Here is a 17,223-nt window from a genome sequence, read left to right as displayed (position 1 = left end):
CGCTTATGCACTCCACATTGACACTGATGGCGGCGGGAAGCCTTCGCCGCGCATTGATTCCCCTCCAGGCGGCGTTTACCGCACAGACCGGTATTCCGGTTTCGCTGGTTTTTGGCCCGGCGGGTCTTCTGCGTGAACGGATCGAGAATGGCGAGCGGTGCTCGCTGTTTGCCTCGGCGAACCGTCAGCATCCGCAAACGCTTTGTGATACGGGGCGCGCCCGCGGTCTCCATCTGTTCGCCCGTAACACGCTGATGTTGACTGTTCGAAATACGCCGCAGACGACGGGGAAAACGTGGCTGGAGCTGCTGGCGGATACAACGCTGCGGCTGGGAACCTCCACACCGCAGTGCGATCCTTCCGGCGACTATACGTGGCAGCTGTTTGAGCGTATTGAACAGAGCCATCCTGGATTGGGCCACGCGCTAAAACAGCGCGCAATACCGCTGGTTGGCGGCCGCGATTCGCTCACGCTACCGAACGGCGTCATCGCCAGTCGATGGTTAATTGATGAAGGGCACGTCGATCTGTTTATCGGCTATGCGCACTATGCGGCGGCACTGGCGAATCAGGCAGAAATACGATGTGTGACGATTCCTGCACCGTGGAACATCTGCTGTGAATACTACCTGACACTGCTGGATGAACGTGACGCCGCGCACTCGTTCTGCCGGTTTATCCTCGGTGAAGAGGGGCAGCGCTGTTTACGCGACGCCGGGTTTATGTCGCCGGGCGACGAATGCTAAAGAGCGGCGTCACCACCGGAGACGGATACCCCTCAAGCTGGAGCCGACGGACCTGCACGCCGTAAGCATGCTGGAGATTCGCTTCCTGCACCACCTCCGACGTTGGCCCGGCCAACCACTGGTTGCCCGGCATCAGCAGCAACGTGTGGCTGGCGACCTGTAGCGCATGCGTGGGATCGTGCGTGGTAAACATCACCGTGCGCGACTGGTTGTGTGACAGATCGCTAATCAGCTGCAATACCGTTTGCTGATTGCCCAGGTCAAGCGCTGAACAGGGTTCATCCAACAGGATATTCTGACTGGCGCCGACCAGCGCGCGGGCGATCATCACCAGTTGCTGCTGGCCGCCAGAGAGGGTGCTGAATAGCGTCTCGGCCAGGTCAGCGATATTTAGCTGTGCCAGCGCATCAAGCACCTGACGTTCATCTTCTTTCTGCGGCTGAGCGAAAAGGGCGATATGTCGCGCACGCCCCATCAGCACCACCTCTTTTACCCGCCAGCCGAAGGCCGGACGGAATGACTGCGGCACGATCCCCACTCCGCCGGAAGCCTTCACGCTGCCAGCAAGCGCCGGTAAAACGCCGGTAATGGTATCGAGTAAGGTACTTTTACCGCGACCGTTGGCACCAAGGACGGCCCATATCTCACCGGGCTGGCAATGCAGGTTCAGCGGCGTAAACAGCGCAGACTGATGACCATATTCCAGCTGCGATAGCGTTAGCGTCGGTGTCATTTCAGCATCCCTTTACGGCTGGCCCGTACCAGCATCACGGCAAATAAGGGGGCGCCGACCAGCGCGGTAATGATCCCAATGGGAATCTCGGCGGCGGTCAGCGTGCGCGCGAGGTCATCGACCACAATCATAAAACAGGCCCCCATCCAGAAGGCACAGGGGAGCAAACGACGATGATCGGCACCGCAGAGCATCCGCGCCAGATGTGGGATCACCAGCCCCACCCAGGCAATACTGCCGCTGACCGCCACCTGCGCGGCAACCAGCAGTGCGCAGCAGAGCAGTACGCCGCGGCGCAGTGCGGTGACGCTGACGCCCAGCGCGCGGGCATCTTTGTCGTCCAGCGACAGCAGGTTGATGCGCCAACGCAGCCGGTACAGCACCAGCGCGGCGGCGATCACTGGAAGGGTCAACAACAGGACTTTGTGCCAGTTGGCGGTCGCGAAACTGCCCAGAAGCCAGAAGACGATGTTGGGGAGCACTTCTTCAGTATCTGACAGGTACTGCATCAGGCTGACCAGCGCGGCGAAGAAACCGCTGAGCACGATCCCCGCGAGAATCAGCACCAGCGTATTCTCTCGACCCTGAAGTGCTGCCAGCAGATACACCAGCATCAGCGCCAGCAGACCAAAGAAGAAAGTGGTGGCCATCATCAGCGGCATACTCAGCCCGAGCAGAATTGCCAACGTCCCGCCAAACGCGGAGCCGGAGGTGACGCCGATAATGTGCGGATCCACCAGCGGGTTCTGGAATACGCCCTGTAAGGTGGTACCGCACAGGCCAAGCGCACCGCCGGCCAGCAGGGCGAGCAAAATACGCGGTAGGCGAACGTCCCAGACAATCTGATGGGCGATCGCCGACGTATTATGCGGCTGAGCAAACTGAGCCAGCACCTGGCCTATTGACAGTTTGTATTGACCCAGACAGAGAGAAGACACCGCCACGGTCAGAGTGAGCAGCATCAGGCCAGCCTGTACCGTTTTGGCGTGACTACTGATGCGCATTTGGCCGCCAGTCGGTACGATAAAAGCGTTGGTAGTAATCCTGAGCCTGCGTGTCGACATCAATATCTTTATAGCGTTCCGGGTAGAGCTTTTTCGCCATCCACAGTTCGCCTATGGCTAATGCTTCCGGCATGGGGTAGCCCCAGGCTTTCGCGTATTCCGGCATCAGCCACACGCGATGATTTTTCACCGCGTCAATGCCTTGCCACTGCGGGTCGTTGACGATCTGCTTGACCACCTCGGGATAACGGTCCTGCACGAAAATCACCTGTGGATTCCACTGTAATACCTGTTCCAGCGAAACCTGACGCGCGCCTTTTACCGTGGCGGCGGCAACATTCATCGCCCCGGCATGTTGCATCATCAGGCCGGTGTATTTACCGGAACCGTAGGTGTTCAGGTCCGGATTGGCCATATAAACACGCACTTTTTCCGCCGCCGGAATATCCGCGACCGGCGCGTTAAATTTGGCGCGTGCGGCAAAGGTGTAGTCTATCAATGCATCCGCCTGGGCGGTGCGGTTGACCACTTCGCCAATCAGCCGAATACCTTGCTTGAGCCCGTCGTTGTATGCCTGTTCCTCATTGGCCATCGAGGGATTCATTTTGTTTTTCTCACCCGCCGCGTCCTGGCGCAGAGAAATGGCTACTACCGGGATCCCGGCGTTCGTTATCTGCTGAATCATCGCCGCTGGCGCGTAGTTGGCGATAAACACCACCTGCGGATGCAGCGCCAGCAGGCTTTCCATATTCACCTGGGTCAGATCGCCGGGCATCGGCAGTTTGACAATGCCGGGCATAAAGCGCGCGAACTCTGGGCCGAGCTGTTTTTTCCAACTGCTTAATACGCCGACGATATCGTCGGCGGCGTTGAGCTGCACGAGCAGGTTGAGCGTCTGGTGCTGGAGCACCACAACACGATTCACGGTATCAGGCAGGGTGACTTTGCGACCAAGTTGATCGGTGACGGTGCGCTCGGCCAGCGCAGGCGTTGCGGCTGTCAGACTGGCACAGGCCAGCGTCAAGCTCAGGAGTAAACGTTGTAATGTAGACATGTATTGCTCATCGAGGAGGGAATTAATCGATGTGTATTTGATTATATAACGAAGAAAAATGCAAATCCTGTGGGCGGAATACCCCGAATGGCTTATGAGAAAATACCCAGCGACGAAAAGATCCGCAGGGGATTACCGCATTCCTATAGCGGTGCGTAGAACCCTGGCAATGAAGATTCTGTATAAATCTACAGCTCGAGGTTTTTTTTAGAATTTAGCCCGACAGTCTTCATTTTTCCCTCTTATTTATCTGCTTAACTGAAAACTCTTTTCGCGTCAGAGTGACACTATGCGGCGCCGTCAATTTCTTCTCGGTTTGAGTGCCACGCTGTTGGCGGCGAGGGCGGGGCTGTCTTTATCCACGCCCTCAGACGTCTCGACAGAGATGCTGCCACTATGGCCGGGTATTCCGCCCGGCGGCGGTCCAACGGGGCCAGTGCAACTGAGTGTGCATGGGGCGCAGCGTCATATTGCCGTTCCCTTCCTCACGATTCTGATGCCGTTCAGGGCGAATGGGCACGGCGTGCTGGTCGCACCGGGCGGTGGTTATACCCGCGTTGAGATGGCGAAGGAGGGCTGGCCCGCCGCGCGCTGGTTGGTAGCCCGAGGTTATACCGCTTATATACTCAGCTACCGCCTGCCGGGAGAAGGCTGGCACGACGGCTCTCGCGTTGCTTTACAGGATGCCCAGCGGGCGTTGCGCATCATCCGTCAGCGGGAGAAGCGGGTGAGCGTGCTGGGATTTTCCGCCGGAGGGCATCTGTTGGGAATGGCGGCAACGCGCGCTGAAGAGCGCAGCTATACGCCGCTTGATGCGCTGGACAGCCTACCGGCGCGAGCTGATGGCGCGGCGCTGATTTATCCCATCGTGACGCTGGAGAAACCTTACAGCCACACTTCAACGCATCGGGTATTGGTGGGGAAGAATGCGACGCAGGCGCAGGATGCCGCCTGGTCAGTACAACATTACGTGACGCCAACGACTCCGTCGATGTTTCTGGTTCAGGCGGAAGATGATTCGGTGTCCGATCCGCACAATACCTTAATTTTACAGACGGCCTGCCTCCGTGAAGGCGTATCGGTAGAAATGCATCGTTATCCTTCCGGGGGGCATGGCTTTGGGATGGGCAGGGCTGGAACCCAAACTCTCGCGTGGCCTGAGCAGTATGAAAAATGGCTGCGGGAACGATAAACACCGCAGCCAAATTTGGGGGCCTACTGTATCAGCGCGTCCGGCGCGATATTCATATTCTTCAATACCGGCCCCATGATGTTGCCGAAAATCGGCGCCGCGACGGAACCGCCGAAGTGAGTACCGGCAGTGGGGTTGTTAACGACCACGACCAGTGCGACTTCCGGGTGGCTCACCGGCGCGACGCCTGCTGTGTAGTTCACATAGCCGCCGTCATACTTGCCGCTATCGCCCAGTTTTTCAGCGGTCCCTGTTTTGGTCGCCAGCCGATACCCCGGCACCGCCGCCCGCACGCCGCTGCCGCCGGGAAGCACGTCGCTTTCCATCATATGTACCACGGTTTTAACGATCGACGGATCGGCCACCTGCTGGCCCATTACCGGCGGGGTCACTTTGGTGATCGACAGGGGACGATACACCCCAAACGAACCCAGAGTGGCGTATTCGCGGGCTATCTGCAGCGGCGTGACGCGTAATCCGTAGCCGAAGGAGAAGGTCGCGCGTTCAATATCAGCCCACTGCCGACGGTGCAGCGGAAAATAGCCTACGCTTTCCCCGCTAAGCCCCAGGCCGGTGGGTTTGCCGAGACCGAACGCCTGATAGGTATCAACCAGCGCCTGTGCCGGCATCGCCAGCGCAATATGAGAAACGCCGATATCGCTCGATTTTTGCAGAATACCGGTTGGCGTCAGCTGTGGCCAATGGCCCACGTCGCGAATCAGATGGCCATTGACGCGATAGGGGGTGGTATCCAGCAAAGTATTTGGCTGAATAATGTTTCTCTCCAGCCCCTCGATAATCACCAACGGCTTGACCGTGGAACCGGGTTCGAAACTGTCGTTAATCGCCACATCACGCATTTGCGTTTGTGTGGCGTTATCGAAATTGTTGGGGTTGTACGAGGGGTAAGAAGCCATAGCCAGGATCTCACCGGTATCAATTTTGACCAGCACCGCCGCGCCTGAGTCCGCCTTATTCAGCAGCACGCCGTCGCGCAGTTTGCTGTACAGCGTATATTGGTCAAATTTATCAATGCTGAGTTGAACGGTTGGCGGCTGTTTTGGCGCGTCATAATCGAGGACGTTAATAATACCGCCATTAGCGTCTTTGCGATAAATTTCCTTGCCCGGTTCGCCCTGTAAAATAGAATCGTAGCCACGTTCTACGCCGTTCAGGCCATTATTATCGGCCCCTACAATACCGATTAAAGGCGCTGCCGCTTCCCCCATTGGGTAGAAGCGACTGTCGTCATATACCTCGCTGATACCTTTTATATGCAGATCGGCGATATCTTTCGCAATCCCAAGCTCAACTTTGCGTCCCAGGAATAGAAAATGACGGTGCGCATTCTGATAAATTTTGTTCGCAATTTGATCGGGGGTGGTATTCAACGCGGAAGCGAGATATTGCCATTTTGCATCGCGGAAATTCGGACTGGCCTCAACAATTTTGACCGGATCGACCACAACGTCACGTGACGGGACGCTCATGGCGAGCGCCTCGCCATCGCGGTCGACCAGCGTGCCGCGGTTTGTCGGCAACACGACGGTGCGCAGTGAACGCTGATCGGCCTCTTTTGCCAGCATAGGGTGATTTAAAAATTGCAGGTCGGCGACTCTAACCAATAAAACCCCCAGGCAGCCAAGGATGCCCAGACAAATTATTGTGTAACGAGACGTAATAAATGAGTCTTTATTTTGTTTTTCTGTTGATTTTCTTTTCATTTGTAACATAAAACCACATGAATTTTTATTTTTTATTTTAAATTGCCCGCCGGCCGGGATTTATCAATGGCCGCATTAATGCAATATAAATACCCATTTACAGGCGACTTCGCGAAACAGTTTACAGCTAATGCTATTGATAACAAGCCATTAAGTTAACATATTATTTCATCGTCACGGGCTTATTCACGCACGGTATGCTCAGCAAATCAGGGGGTAAATCGTGAAGAATAGCGACAAGCATGAACCTGCAACGAGATACTTTACCTCTGAAATTATATGGGTATTTTTCTTATGAAAAGGCGTTAATCAGAATAATCTGTAGGCCTCCGTTTTTATCATTTTTATAACATCATGCTGTTCTGGCCTGAGACATTTTAACCATAAGGGATTTTATGGCCTCTTATTCATTGTGGTGATGAATACATGGCCGCATAATAGCGGCCAACCTCCGCAGGTGCGGGGTTAAGCGCCAGCTTTTTCTGGTGATGAAGGATACACAATGCAAAGGCGTAACTTCCTGAAAGGTGCTGCAGCCCTCTCAACGCTGGGTCTGGTGAGCCCGGTTTTTGCTAAAACAGAAACGCAGGCTCAGCCTGCTGTCTCATCTTCCGGCAAATACCGCCGCTTCATTATGACCCAAACCTATAGCCTGAAGGCACCGGAAGGCTCTTCCGGGAAGGTGAATTTGTGGATCCCCATCCCGGAAGAGACCGCCTTCCAGCAACTGATCAATCTCTCCTTCAGCGGCAACTATCAAAGTGCCACGCTGAATGCCAATAATCGCTATGGCGCGAAAGTGCTGTACGTGACGTGGCCGGCCTCAAACGGACCGCTGAATATTAACGTGGAGATGGAAATTGAAACCCGCGACTGGGAAGTGTTGAAAGACAATCGTCTCACTGACTGGCAGTTGCCGGGGGAAGGGGCGGTGATCCCCGATAAGATTAAACCTTTCCTGCAGGCGACGGCGCATATTCCGGTGGATGGGCTGGTGAAAGAGACCGCGCTGAAAATTATCGGCAACGAAAAAGCGCCGCTGAAACAGGCGCGTCTGATTCATGACTGGGTCAGCACCCATATGCATCGTGATGACGCGGTCATAGGTTGCGGAACCGGCGATGTCGGGGAGATCCTGAAAACCGGCAAGCTCGGTGGCAAATGCACCGACATTAACTCGGTGTTTGTCGCACTGTGCCGTGCGGTCGGCATTCCGGCACGTGAAATGTTTGGCATCCGTTTAGGCGCGAGCCGCAAGCTTAATCAATACTCCACGAAAGCATTTGGCAGCGCCGACGATAAAGGCGTGGCCAAAATCAGCGGCGGTCAACACTGCCGCGCGATGTTCTGGTTAGCCGGTTTCGGCTGGATGCCAGCAGACCCGGCAGACGTGACCAAAATGCGTCTGACAGAGAAAAAAGAGAATGGCGACCCGGCGGTCACCGCGGTGAACGATTATCTGTTTGGTAACTGGGAAATGAACTGGGTGGGATTCAACCACGCGCGTGATTTCGCACTGTCGCCAGCCGCGGAGCAGGGTGACGTGAATAACCTGGGCTATCCGTATGCGGAAGTCGACGGCGATCCGCTGAATTTCTACGACCCAGCTGCTTTTAGCTACGACTATGTCAGCGTCGAACAGCATTAAGGGCGGCGTGTTAACGTTGCTCGCGGCGATCGTAGCCGCGGGCGCATCAACGCTGTGCTGCATTGGGCCGCTACTGTATCTGGTGTTTGGGGTTTCCGCTGCCGGGCTGGTGGGTATTCCGGGGGCGTCCTGGCTGCAAATCCCGATGATTATTGTCGCCGTTGGTCTGATGGCGCGCGGATTCTGGCGTCTGCATCTGTCGTCGAAACCGGTATGCGTTAACGTCGTAAGCCGTCGGGTGCTGGTGTGGTTGTATTGGCTGGCGGTGCCGTTAGTGCTGGCCTTGATTACCTATCCTTATGTATTACCCTGGATCTGGGAGTGGATGGAATGAAAAAAGCCGTGTGTCTGGCGTTACTGATGTTTACGCCACTGGGCTGGGCGGCCGATAAATTGGTCACCATTGATGTCGGCGAAATGAACTGCCCGCTGTGCGTGATTTCCATTAACCAGGCGCTGCGCAGCACCGATGGCGTCATTAAGGCGAAAGCTTCGCTGAAAACGCGTCAGGCGGAAGTGGTGGTGCCGGAGAATTTTGATAATCAGCGGTTATTAGCGGCGATTGCTAAAACCGGATTTAAAGGGGAAATCCACGGCGAAAGCGTGGTGCAGTAAATAAAGAAAACCCGCCATGACGGCGGGTTTTTTAATCGTATTAGAACTGGTAAACCATACCCAGCGCAACGATGTTGTCGGTAGAAATACCGTTTTCCTGATAGAAGGAATCGTTGCCGTCCAGCAGGTTGATTTTATAATCAACGTAGGTGGACATGTTTTTGTTGAAGTAGTAAGTCGCGCCAATATCCATATATTTAACCAGATCTTTGTCGCCAGCGTTAGTACCGTTAATGTTGTACAGATCCTTACCTTTAGATTGCAGGTAAGAAATTGCCGGACGCAGGCCGAAGTCGAATTGATATTGTGCGGTTACTTCGTAGTTCTGAGTTTTGTTTGCAATACCAGAATCACCGTATGGAGTCATGTTACGGGTTTCGGAATACATGGTTGCGAGATAGATGTTGTTCGCATCATATTTCAGACCAGCGGTCCATGCATCAGCGGTATCGCCACCAGCATACTGGTTGCCAGTGTGATTTTTTCCAATATAGCCGTTTTCCTGATCGGTGGTACGGTCTGATGTGCTATAAGCAGCACCAGCGCTGAAGCCCATTCCCATATCGTACGTAGTGGAAATACCGAAGCCGTCACCATTGTCAAAGCGAGAGTCGCTACCGGAGGCACGGTTATTAGTACCAACGGACGGATTGATATCATCAGGGCTTTGGCTTTCGTTTTTACCCTGATACTGCAGAGCAAAGTTCAGGCCATCAACCAGACCGAAGAAATCAGTGTTACGGTAAGTTGCAACACCGTTAGCACGACCAGTCATAAAGTTGTCAGAGTTGGTGTAGGAGTCGCCACCGAACTCTGGCAGCATATCGGTCCAGCCTTCAACGTCGTACAGCACGCCGTAGTTACGACCGTAATCGAATGAACCGTAATCGCCGAATTTCAGACCTGCAAACGCCAGACGAGTCCAGTTGTTCGCGCCATCACCTTCAGTTGAGTTTGCCTGGACGTTATATTCCCACTGGCCGTAACCAGTCAGCATATCGTTAATCTGAGTTTCACCTTTGAAACCGAAGCGGACGTAAGTCTGATCGCCATCTTTCTTAGAATCGCTGGAGAAATAATGCAGACCATCTACCTTGCCATAGATGTCTAATTTGTTGCCGTCTTTATTATAAACTTCTGCGGCATGAGCTGCGCCTGCGGCTAACAGGGCAGGAATAACGAGGGCCAGTACTTTTCTGTTCATTGAATATATTCCTTTAGTATTTTTTATACGCGCACTTTCTGACTAAGAAAGCACAGTCATGCTAATAGAGACGAATCTGATATGGTAAATAACATTTGTTACAGCATGAGTAAAATCTAAAGGATATAATTCTGCTGAAATGATGATAATTATCGTGAATGATTTGTCCGGATATATATAAAATAAAAATTATACAAATAAAAGTCGCTGACGTAAGCTACAGCCGTTATATGCCTTTTTGTCACACAACGTATTTATGTTGCCGTGTGTCTTTAATATTCTTCGTCATCTTAAAATGACAAGCCCGAATTGATATTCGGGCTTTTTTTATGGTTTGAGAATGGCCTTAATTCGGTTATTCCTGCGGCGTCGGTTTTTCCGCCTTGCCGGCCATCATGGCGAGGAAGTCGTAGCGTTTTTGCAGATCCTCTGCCGCATCCTTCCATAGCTGTTCGGCGACGTCTGGTTGCTGGCTGTTCAAACGGCGGAAACGCTGTTCGTTCATTAACGTCTCGGCCAGCGCGTCTGACGGCGGACGGGAATCCAGCGCCAGCGGGATTTTACCTTCGTCGGCGCGACGTGGGTCGAAGCGGAACAGCGGCCAGAAGCCGGTAGCGGTAAGCTGGCGCATCTGATCGTGGCTGAGCGCCAGATCGTAACCGTGCTCTTCGCAAGGGCTGTAAGCGATAATAATCGACGGACCCGGATAGGACTCCGCTTCCTGAATCGCTTTCACCGTCTGGTTAAGCTGTGCGCCCAGTGAGATTTGCGCCACGTAGACATGACCATACATCATCATGCTGACGCCCAAATCTTTCCGCGCTTTACGTTTACCGTGCTCACCAAACTTGGTCACCGCGCCGAGTGGCGTCGCTTTTGAAGCCTGGCCGCCGGTGTTGGAATAGCATTGGGTATCGAGCACCAGAATATTGACGTTCTCGGTCAGGCTCATCACATGATCCAGACCGCCGAAGCCGATATCGTAGGCCCAGCCGTCGCCGCCAATCAGCCAGATAGACTTCTCGACCAGCGCGTCAGCATCGGTCAGCAGCTCTTCAGCACCTTCCACGCCGGTTAATGCGCTACGCAACGCCGCAACCTGTTCGCGGCGCACCTCTGGCGTGGCGTCCGTATGCAAAGCTTCGTTCAGCTCAGCAGGGATGTGTTCCGCAAAGCCGTCCAGCAGACGCATCACACGCTGGCGATGCTGATCGACCGTTAAACGGAAGCCCAAACCAAACTCGGCGTTATCTTCAAACAGCGAGTTAGCCCACGCTGGTCCGCGGCCGTTCGCGTCGGTGGTATATGGCGTAGATGGCAGGTTACCGCCGTAGATAGACGAACAGCCGGTGGCGTTGGCAATCAGCATACGGTCGCCGTACAGCTGCGTCAGCAGCTTGATATACGGCGTTTCACCGCAGCCAGAACAGGCGCCGGAATATTCAAACAGCGGAGTGATCAACTGCGAAGTACGAATATCAATGCGTTCCAGTGCGGCGCGATCGATTTCCGGCAGGTCGAGGAAGAAGTCATAGTTCACTTTCTCTTCTTCAACATGCTCCAGACGCGACATCATATTGATGGCTTTGATCTCTGGGTTCTGACGGTCTTTCGCCGGGCATACCTCAACGCACAGGTTACAGCCAGTGCAGTCTTCCGGCGCGACCTGCAGGACATATTTCTGACCGCGCATATCGCGCGATTTCACGTCCAGTGAATGTAGAGACGCCGGGGCGTTTTCCATCGCGTCTGGTGAGACCACTTTTGCGCGAATCGCCGAGTGCGGGCAGGCGGCCACGCAGTGGTTACACTGGGTGCAGAGATCTTCTTTCCAGATAGGGATCTCTTCGGCGATATTGCGTTTTTCCCAGCGCGTGGTACCGACCGGCCAGGTGCCATCCGGCGGCAGCGCGGACACCGGCAGGGCATCGCCGAGGCCAGCAAGCATGGCGGCAGTGACGGTTTTAACGAAGTCTGGCGCGGCGTCAGAAACCACCGGCGGGCGGTTTGGACTGCTGGCGTTGACCGGCTGTAGCGGCACTTCAAACAGGGATTCCCGGGCCAGCGCCAGCGCTTGCCAGTTACGCTCAACCAGATCCTGACCTTTGCTGCTATAGCTTTTCGCGATGGCGTTTTGCAGCTCCATCAGCGCGCTATCGCCCGGCAGAATTTGCGTGAGGTGGAAGAACGCCATCTGCATCACGGTATTAATACGTGCCGCCAGGCCACATTCGCGGGCGATTTTGGCGGCGTTAATCACATAAAAGCGCGCGTGCTTCTGATTCAACACCGCCTGCACTTCCTGCGGTAGTCGCGCCCACACTTCATCGGCGCTGTAAGGCGTATTGAGCAGGAAAATACCGCCGGGCTTCAGGCGCTCGGCCATCTGGTATTTATCAATAAACTGTAGCTGGTGACAGCCGACAAAATCGGCCTGTGCGACGAGATAAGCAGAGCGAATCGGGTTATCGCTCACGCGCAGGTGCGAGACCGTCAGGCCACCGGCCTTTTTTGAGTCGTAGACGAAGTAACCCTGAGCAAACCACGGCGTAGAGTTACCGATAATTTTGATGTTATTTTTGGTCGCCGACACGCTGCCATCGCTGCCCAATCCGTAGAACAACGCCTCCAGCCGCGCGTGAGATGGCAGGGTGTTTTCCATCTGCGGCAGGGAGAGGTTCGTGACATCATCATAAATACCGACGGTGAAGCGCGATTTTGGCTTCGCCTGCGACAGCTCGTGGAAAATCGAGAGCACGCAGTCCGGGCCGAACTCTTTTGACGACAGGCCATAGCGGCCGCCAATCACCCGCGGCAGCGTTTCACGTTCACCCTGGTTGAAGGCTTCCGCCAACGCGGTCATCACGTCAAGATACAGCGGCTCGGCCTGAGCGCCCGGCTCTTTGGTGCGGTCAAGCACCGCGACGCTGCGTACGCTTTCCGGCAGCGCCTGCAATAAATGTTTCGCCGAGAACGGACGATAGAGGCGCACTTTCAGCACACCCACTTTTTCGCCGCGCGTCAGCAGTTCATCCACCACTTCTTCACAGGTGCCGATCGCCGACCCCATAATAACGATAACGCGTTCCGCCTGCGGATGGCCGTAATATTCAAACGGTTTATAGCTTCGACCGGTGGCGTCGGCAAAATCATTCATCGCCTGCTCAACGTGATCGTAAACCGCGTTGTACCACGGGTTGGTGGCTTCACGAGACTGGAAGTAGGTGTCCGGGTTTGCGGAGGTACCGCGAATAACCGGATGCTCCGGGTTCAGGGCGCGGGCGCGGTGGGCGGCGATGTCTTCCTGCGGCAGCAGGCCGCGGATCGTATCGTCGGCCAGCGGCACGATTTTGTTAATCTCATGCGACGTGCGGAACCCGTCGAAGAAGTGAATAAACGGCACGCGGCTCTTGAGCGTCGCAATATGTGAAATCAGCGCAAAGTCCTGCGCTTCCTGCACGCTACCGGCGCACAGCATGGCGCAGCCGGTCTGGCGCACCGCCATCACGTCGGAATGGTCGCCAAAAATAGACAGCGCGTGGGTCGCGACGGTGCGCGCCGCCACATGCAGCACGAACGGCGTCAATTGCCCGGCCAGCTTATATAGCGTGGGGATCATTAGCAGGAGACCCTGCGATGAGGTAAATGAGGTCGACAGTGCGCCGGTCTGCAAGGCCCCGTGCACGGCAGCGATGGCCCCGGCTTCGGACTGCATCTCTACCACTCGTGGGACGTCGCCCCAAACGTTTTTAAGGCCGTTTCCCGCCCACGCGTCAGCCTGTTCAGCCATGGTTGAGCTCGGCGTGATCGGGTAAATGGCGATGACTTCACTGGTACGGAACGCAACCGAGGCGACTGCACCATTACCGTCAATTGTGATCATTGATATGACACCTTACATTGCGCAAAAAAGAGGTTCACGGGTTTACCCATCAACCGGGAATTTGTCCTTAATTGACACATCGCTCTTAGGGATGATGTTAAGTGAAGTTTAGCAAACCCGGCGCTGAATCATTTTTGCTTTTGTGTCCTTGGGTGAAAGTCCTTTCAGAAAGTATAGATTTTTTGCTTTCCTCTTTAGCACAATTGTTAACCTCAGGTTGTGTTATTTTGATTACCTTTGGGTTATTATTGGTGCGATTAGGTAAAAGATTCTATCGTTAACGATATCGGGATGGAACATGAACAAATACGAGATTAGACGCCAGCGATTGCTGTATATCCGCGATCGGCTATGCAACGGTAGGGCGATTGAGATTGCCAGAAAAATTGGCCGTGAACCTTCTTATGTTTCCAGAATGCTTTACCCTGAAGGTAAAAAACAAAAGAAACGAATTGCTGATGGCATGATCGAGCTGATTGAGTCATCGTTCGATCTTCCCAGAGGTTGGATGGATGGTATTACGGGTGAAATTCCAGAGGATTATATTCATAAGAACTATGTTGTGGAGGCGTTGAACATCGAGCAAAAAAGCTATCTTTCGACGGAGGTCAATGCTGTTGTTGATAGCATCAACTTTATCCCCAATCGCGCCATGGAACTCTTTGGTTCTCGTCCGGCAGAGCAGATGAAAGTGATGAGCTACTCAGCTGATGCAATGGCCGGTACGATTGGTACTGGTGATATTATCGTTGTTGATATAGATAAGAATTCCTTCGAGGGCGACGGTATTTATCTTTTTGCCTGCAATCAAGTTTTACAGGTCAGGCGGCTCCAGCTGGTTGGAGAGGCGCTACGCGTGCGTGCTGACAATAATCTCTATGCCGACTGGCTGATTGATGAAAAACAAAAAAGATCGCTTACCATCATTGGCCGCGTTATTTACTGCTATGCGGTAAAACGCTTTGTTTGAACAACGAGTGCGCTGCATAAAGCGCACCTTGCTCCTGACCGACGGTCTCGATTCAAGACGCTGCTCCCGCCAGGGATTTAGCAGGATTAAACAACACGAATCTTAAACTTATTAACTATAAATTCTTATATTTCAATTTGTTGCTTTATTTTGCAAATAAAATATACCCACGGGTATATACTGGCATAAAAGTTAGGGGTATATTTCCAACACGAAGTCAACGCATCATCAGATCAGGATGCATCACAACGATTCATGGATGAATCTACGTGGCTGAAAAGCCAGATTCCTCAGAGAGTGTACTTTGGGGTGTTAGAAAGGCCAGCTGCCAGAAGAATTCCAGGTCATCAATAGCGACACACCACCAAAGTTCATTGAGGAGGTCGCTATGTCCCGCAAAACCGTTTTCAACGGTACTGCGACGGGTCGCCGTCGCAAGCGCCGTTCACATCTTCAGAATTCCGAAACCATCAGTTCCGAATTATTACATCGTCCGACGCTTAGCCGAGCGCAAATCCAGGCAAAAGGGGCGCACCATACCCCGAACCAACTGGAAGATGCGATATCTCTTGAAACCGTTGCACAACGTGCCGCGAGAGCAATAAAGGCGTATCAAATGCAGATTGAGCGGGCGGTCATTGTTTATCAACATGAATTTGGTCACACAATCCAGGAACCCGGCGCATGTTTATCACGTGGAGCGATATACGCGGTGAATCAGCGTCGGAGTCGCCCCATCACGGCACAATAAAATCGTTCCATTTTATTCAGTTCCTAACAAAGGAGGATATTCATATTCCAGTCTATGACTGATGAGTGAGGGTTGTATGTTAGGTTTATTAGATAAGATTAATTATGCGGTAGTGTTTGGCTCGTTTGCAGGTTCAGTTTTTTATGCCGCGACGGCAACGAATATAACACGTTGTCGATTAATGGCTCATTTCGTGACGTCCTTTATTGTCGGAGTTTTGGGTGCACAATTTATTGGTGCCAGACTGGCTTTATGGACGGGTTACAGTGAAACACCTCTGGATGCATTAGGAGCGGTATTGCTTTCGGCATTAATTATTAAAACATTGACTTTTCTAAATAGTCAGGAGCTTCTACATATTATTAGGCTAATTACTCGGCATACTCATGATGGAGGATATTCACGTAAGAAATAACACCCAATTCCTGAGAGGTAAAAATGAACCAGCAGGACATTTTCAATGCAATTATTGATCGTGAAGGTGGATATGTTGATCACCCGAATGATCTCGGTGGCCCTACAAAATGGGGAGTGACTCAGTCAGTAGCCAGGTCTTATGGTTATAGTGGAGATATGCGATATTTTAGTCGCGAACAGGCGCTAATTATCTTTAACTCTGATTATTGGGTGAAACCTCATTTTAACAAAATAAATGAAATATCTTCAATTATCGCCATTGAGCTGTGTGATACCGGCATAAACATGGGGCCAGCAGTCTGCGTGAAATGGCTGCAACGTTGGTTGAATGTGTTTAATAAACTGGGGGAATTCTATCCCGATTTAATTGTTGATGGTGTTGTCGGTAGTAAAACACTCATTGCGTTGCAACGTTTTCTGACGCTAAGGGGGGTTGAGGGAGAAATGGTTTTGTTGAAGGCGCTTAACTGCAGTCAAGGGCAACGTTACCTGGAATTAGCGGAGCAGCGCCATGCCAATGAGTCATTTATCTATGGCTGGTTAAGGGAGAGAGTCACTATTCAATGAAAGGAGATTTAATGAAGGATTTAAAAATAGAGTATGTTGACGGAAAGTTGGTTTCTCTGGAAATTGATGGACGGTCTTTATTGAATAAAGCTATTCAGGGAATTCAGTTTACTCATGAGCATGGTAGTTCACCGACGTTTAAGGTCACTCTGGTAGAGGAAATTATTAATCCAAATGTCACACCAGCAGAAAATACTGCTGATGTTAAAAAAATGACTACGCATAATTCTGTTCGTAGTCATCAACAACGGAGAAAGTAAAATGTATACACGTGAACAATTAGCAATTTCTTTATTTTATGCGTCAAATACGGATGAAGAAACAGGCAATAAGGTTGCAACGCTTACGCTGCAGACCACGGATACGGATGGTGGGGTTTTACAGAGCAGTAAACTTTATAGTATCACCGATCCAGAAAAAAATAAAAGCTACCGCGTGGGGGAGCAAAATATTTCAGATGGTTCAGATTCACTGCTGGTGGCAATTGAAAGTTACTGGAGAGAAAATCCTGAAAGTGTCATTAGTGAGTTAATGTCAGAGGTAATGGATTTTATTTCCGGAGGGATCAGCCAAAGTGCAACCTGGATTGGTCAACATGGCATGAAAATTTTTGAAAATGACCCTGTCACGTCACGATTGCCCATTCGGATTTTAGATGCTGATGTTGTGTCCTGAGTGATGAATATTGATGCTATCTATATTTTAATAAATATTT

Annotated in this window: 17 protein-coding genes; 11 read left to right on the top strand and 6 right to left on the bottom strand. The window is 52.5% G+C overall.

Annotation, left to right across the window (positions count from 1 at the left end; genetic code table 11):
* Positions 1–5: 5 nt before the first annotated feature.
* Positions 6–746, top strand: a complete 741-nt coding sequence (locus GY169_RS12995; RefSeq protein ID WP_167576002.1) for a substrate-binding domain-containing protein — start codon at positions 6–8, stop codon at positions 744–746.
* On the opposite strand, the gene GY169_RS12990 is transcribed toward GY169_RS12995, so the two are convergent.
* Genes GY169_RS12990 through GY169_RS12980 form a run of 3 tightly spaced genes read right to left on the bottom strand, consistent with a single transcriptional unit; the run spans position 721 to position 3,537 of the window.
* Positions 721–1,479 carry an ABC transporter ATP-binding protein gene (locus tag GY169_RS12990; RefSeq protein ID WP_167576001.1) on the bottom strand — a complete coding sequence of 253 codons (759 nt, stop codon included), beginning with the start codon at positions 1,477–1,479 and terminating at the stop codon, positions 721–723. The two genes, GY169_RS12995 and GY169_RS12990, sit on opposite strands and share 26 nt — an antisense overlap.
* On the bottom strand, positions 1,476–2,483 hold the full coding sequence (locus GY169_RS12985; protein ID WP_167576000.1) for a FecCD family ABC transporter permease: 1,008 nt from the start codon (positions 2,481–2,483) through the stop codon (positions 1,476–1,478). The genes GY169_RS12990 and GY169_RS12985 overlap by 4 nt, the downstream gene beginning before the upstream one ends.
* On the bottom strand, positions 2,470–3,537 hold the full coding sequence (locus GY169_RS12980) for an ABC transporter substrate-binding protein (RefSeq protein ID WP_167575999.1): 1,068 nt from the start codon (positions 3,535–3,537) through the stop codon (positions 2,470–2,472). The genes GY169_RS12985 and GY169_RS12980 overlap by 14 nt, the downstream gene beginning before the upstream one ends.
* A 289-nt stretch (positions 3,538–3,826) precedes the next feature.
* On the opposite strand from GY169_RS12980, the gene GY169_RS12975 reads away from it, so the two are divergent.
* Positions 3,827–4,729 carry an alpha/beta hydrolase gene (locus GY169_RS12975; RefSeq protein ID WP_167575998.1) on the top strand — a complete coding sequence of 301 codons (903 nt, stop codon included), beginning with the start codon at positions 3,827–3,829 and terminating at the stop codon, positions 4,727–4,729.
* 23 nt (positions 4,730–4,752) lie between these two features.
* On the opposite strand, the gene GY169_RS12970 is transcribed toward GY169_RS12975, so the two are convergent.
* Positions 4,753–6,453, bottom strand: coding sequence for a penicillin-binding transpeptidase domain-containing protein (locus GY169_RS12970; RefSeq protein WP_411908089.1), 1,701 nt, complete (start codon positions 6,451–6,453; stop codon positions 4,753–4,755).
* A gap of 502 nt (positions 6,454–6,955) precedes the next feature.
* Between GY169_RS12970 and GY169_RS12965 the strand changes: the two genes are divergently transcribed.
* From GY169_RS12965 to GY169_RS12955, 3 genes are read left to right on the top strand one after another with little or no spacing between them, the layout of a single operon-like run.
* Entirely contained in the window at positions 6,956–8,101 is a 1,146-nt protein-coding gene (locus GY169_RS12965; RefSeq protein WP_167575996.1) for a transglutaminase-like domain-containing protein, read from the top strand.
* Positions 8,079–8,435, top strand: coding sequence for a hypothetical protein (locus GY169_RS12960; RefSeq protein WP_157093548.1), 357 nt, complete (start codon positions 8,079–8,081; stop codon positions 8,433–8,435). The genes GY169_RS12965 and GY169_RS12960 overlap by 23 nt, the downstream gene beginning before the upstream one ends.
* The gene (locus GY169_RS12955; protein WP_064545815.1) at positions 8,432–8,716 is read left to right on the top strand and encodes a heavy-metal-associated domain-containing protein; all 285 of its coding nucleotides are present in this window, start codon (positions 8,432–8,434) and stop codon (positions 8,714–8,716) included. The genes GY169_RS12960 and GY169_RS12955 overlap by 4 nt, the downstream gene beginning before the upstream one ends.
* Before the next feature lie 40 nt (positions 8,717–8,756).
* Here the strand turns inward: GY169_RS12955 and ompC are convergent, their stop codons facing one another.
* Complete coding sequence (gene ompC, locus GY169_RS12950; RefSeq protein ID WP_167575995.1) at positions 8,757–9,920, bottom strand: porin OmpC; 1,164 nt, start codon at positions 9,918–9,920, stop codon at positions 8,757–8,759.
* A 355-nt stretch (positions 9,921–10,275) separates the two neighbouring features.
* Positions 10,276–13,803, bottom strand: coding sequence for a pyruvate:ferredoxin (flavodoxin) oxidoreductase (gene nifJ / locus GY169_RS12945; protein ID WP_167575994.1), 3,528 nt, complete (start codon positions 13,801–13,803; stop codon positions 10,276–10,278).
* A gap of 298 nt (positions 13,804–14,101) precedes the next feature.
* On the opposite strand from nifJ, the gene GY169_RS12940 reads away from it, so the two are divergent.
* The 6 genes from GY169_RS12940 to GY169_RS12915 all read left to right on the top strand — a co-directional run bounded on the left by GY169_RS12940 (position 14,102) and on the right by GY169_RS12915 (position 17,183).
* Positions 14,102–14,773 carry a helix-turn-helix transcriptional regulator gene (locus tag GY169_RS12940; protein WP_167575993.1) on the top strand — a complete coding sequence of 224 codons (672 nt, stop codon included), beginning with the start codon at positions 14,102–14,104 and terminating at the stop codon, positions 14,771–14,773.
* Between the two features lie 388 nt (positions 14,774–15,161).
* Complete coding sequence (locus GY169_RS12935) at positions 15,162–15,524, top strand: antitermination protein (protein ID WP_167575992.1); 363 nt, start codon at positions 15,162–15,164, stop codon at positions 15,522–15,524.
* Positions 15,525–15,600: 76 nt separating this feature from the next.
* Positions 15,601–15,939, top strand: coding sequence for a phage holin family protein (locus GY169_RS12930; protein ID WP_263406825.1), 339 nt, complete (start codon positions 15,601–15,603; stop codon positions 15,937–15,939).
* A gap of 23 nt (positions 15,940–15,962) precedes the next feature.
* On the top strand, positions 15,963–16,508 hold the full coding sequence (locus GY169_RS12925) for a glycoside hydrolase family 108 protein (protein ID WP_167575990.1): 546 nt from the start codon (positions 15,963–15,965) through the stop codon (positions 16,506–16,508).
* A gap of 11 nt (positions 16,509–16,519) precedes the next feature.
* A complete protein-coding gene (locus tag GY169_RS12920; RefSeq protein WP_167575989.1) occupies positions 16,520–16,768 on the top strand; it encodes a hypothetical protein in 249 nt (82 codons plus the stop codon).
* 1 nt (position 16,769) lies between these two features.
* On the top strand, positions 16,770–17,183 hold the full coding sequence (locus GY169_RS12915; RefSeq protein ID WP_167575988.1) for a hypothetical protein: 414 nt from the start codon (positions 16,770–16,772) through the stop codon (positions 17,181–17,183).
* Positions 17,184–17,223: the final 40 nt, after the last annotated feature.

The organism is Kluyvera genomosp. 3 (assembly GCF_011765685.1).
Taxonomy (GTDB): domain Bacteria; phylum Pseudomonadota; class Gammaproteobacteria; order Enterobacterales; family Enterobacteriaceae; genus Kluyvera; species Kluyvera georgiana_A.
This window is presented reverse-complemented; position numbering and strand designations above follow the sequence as displayed.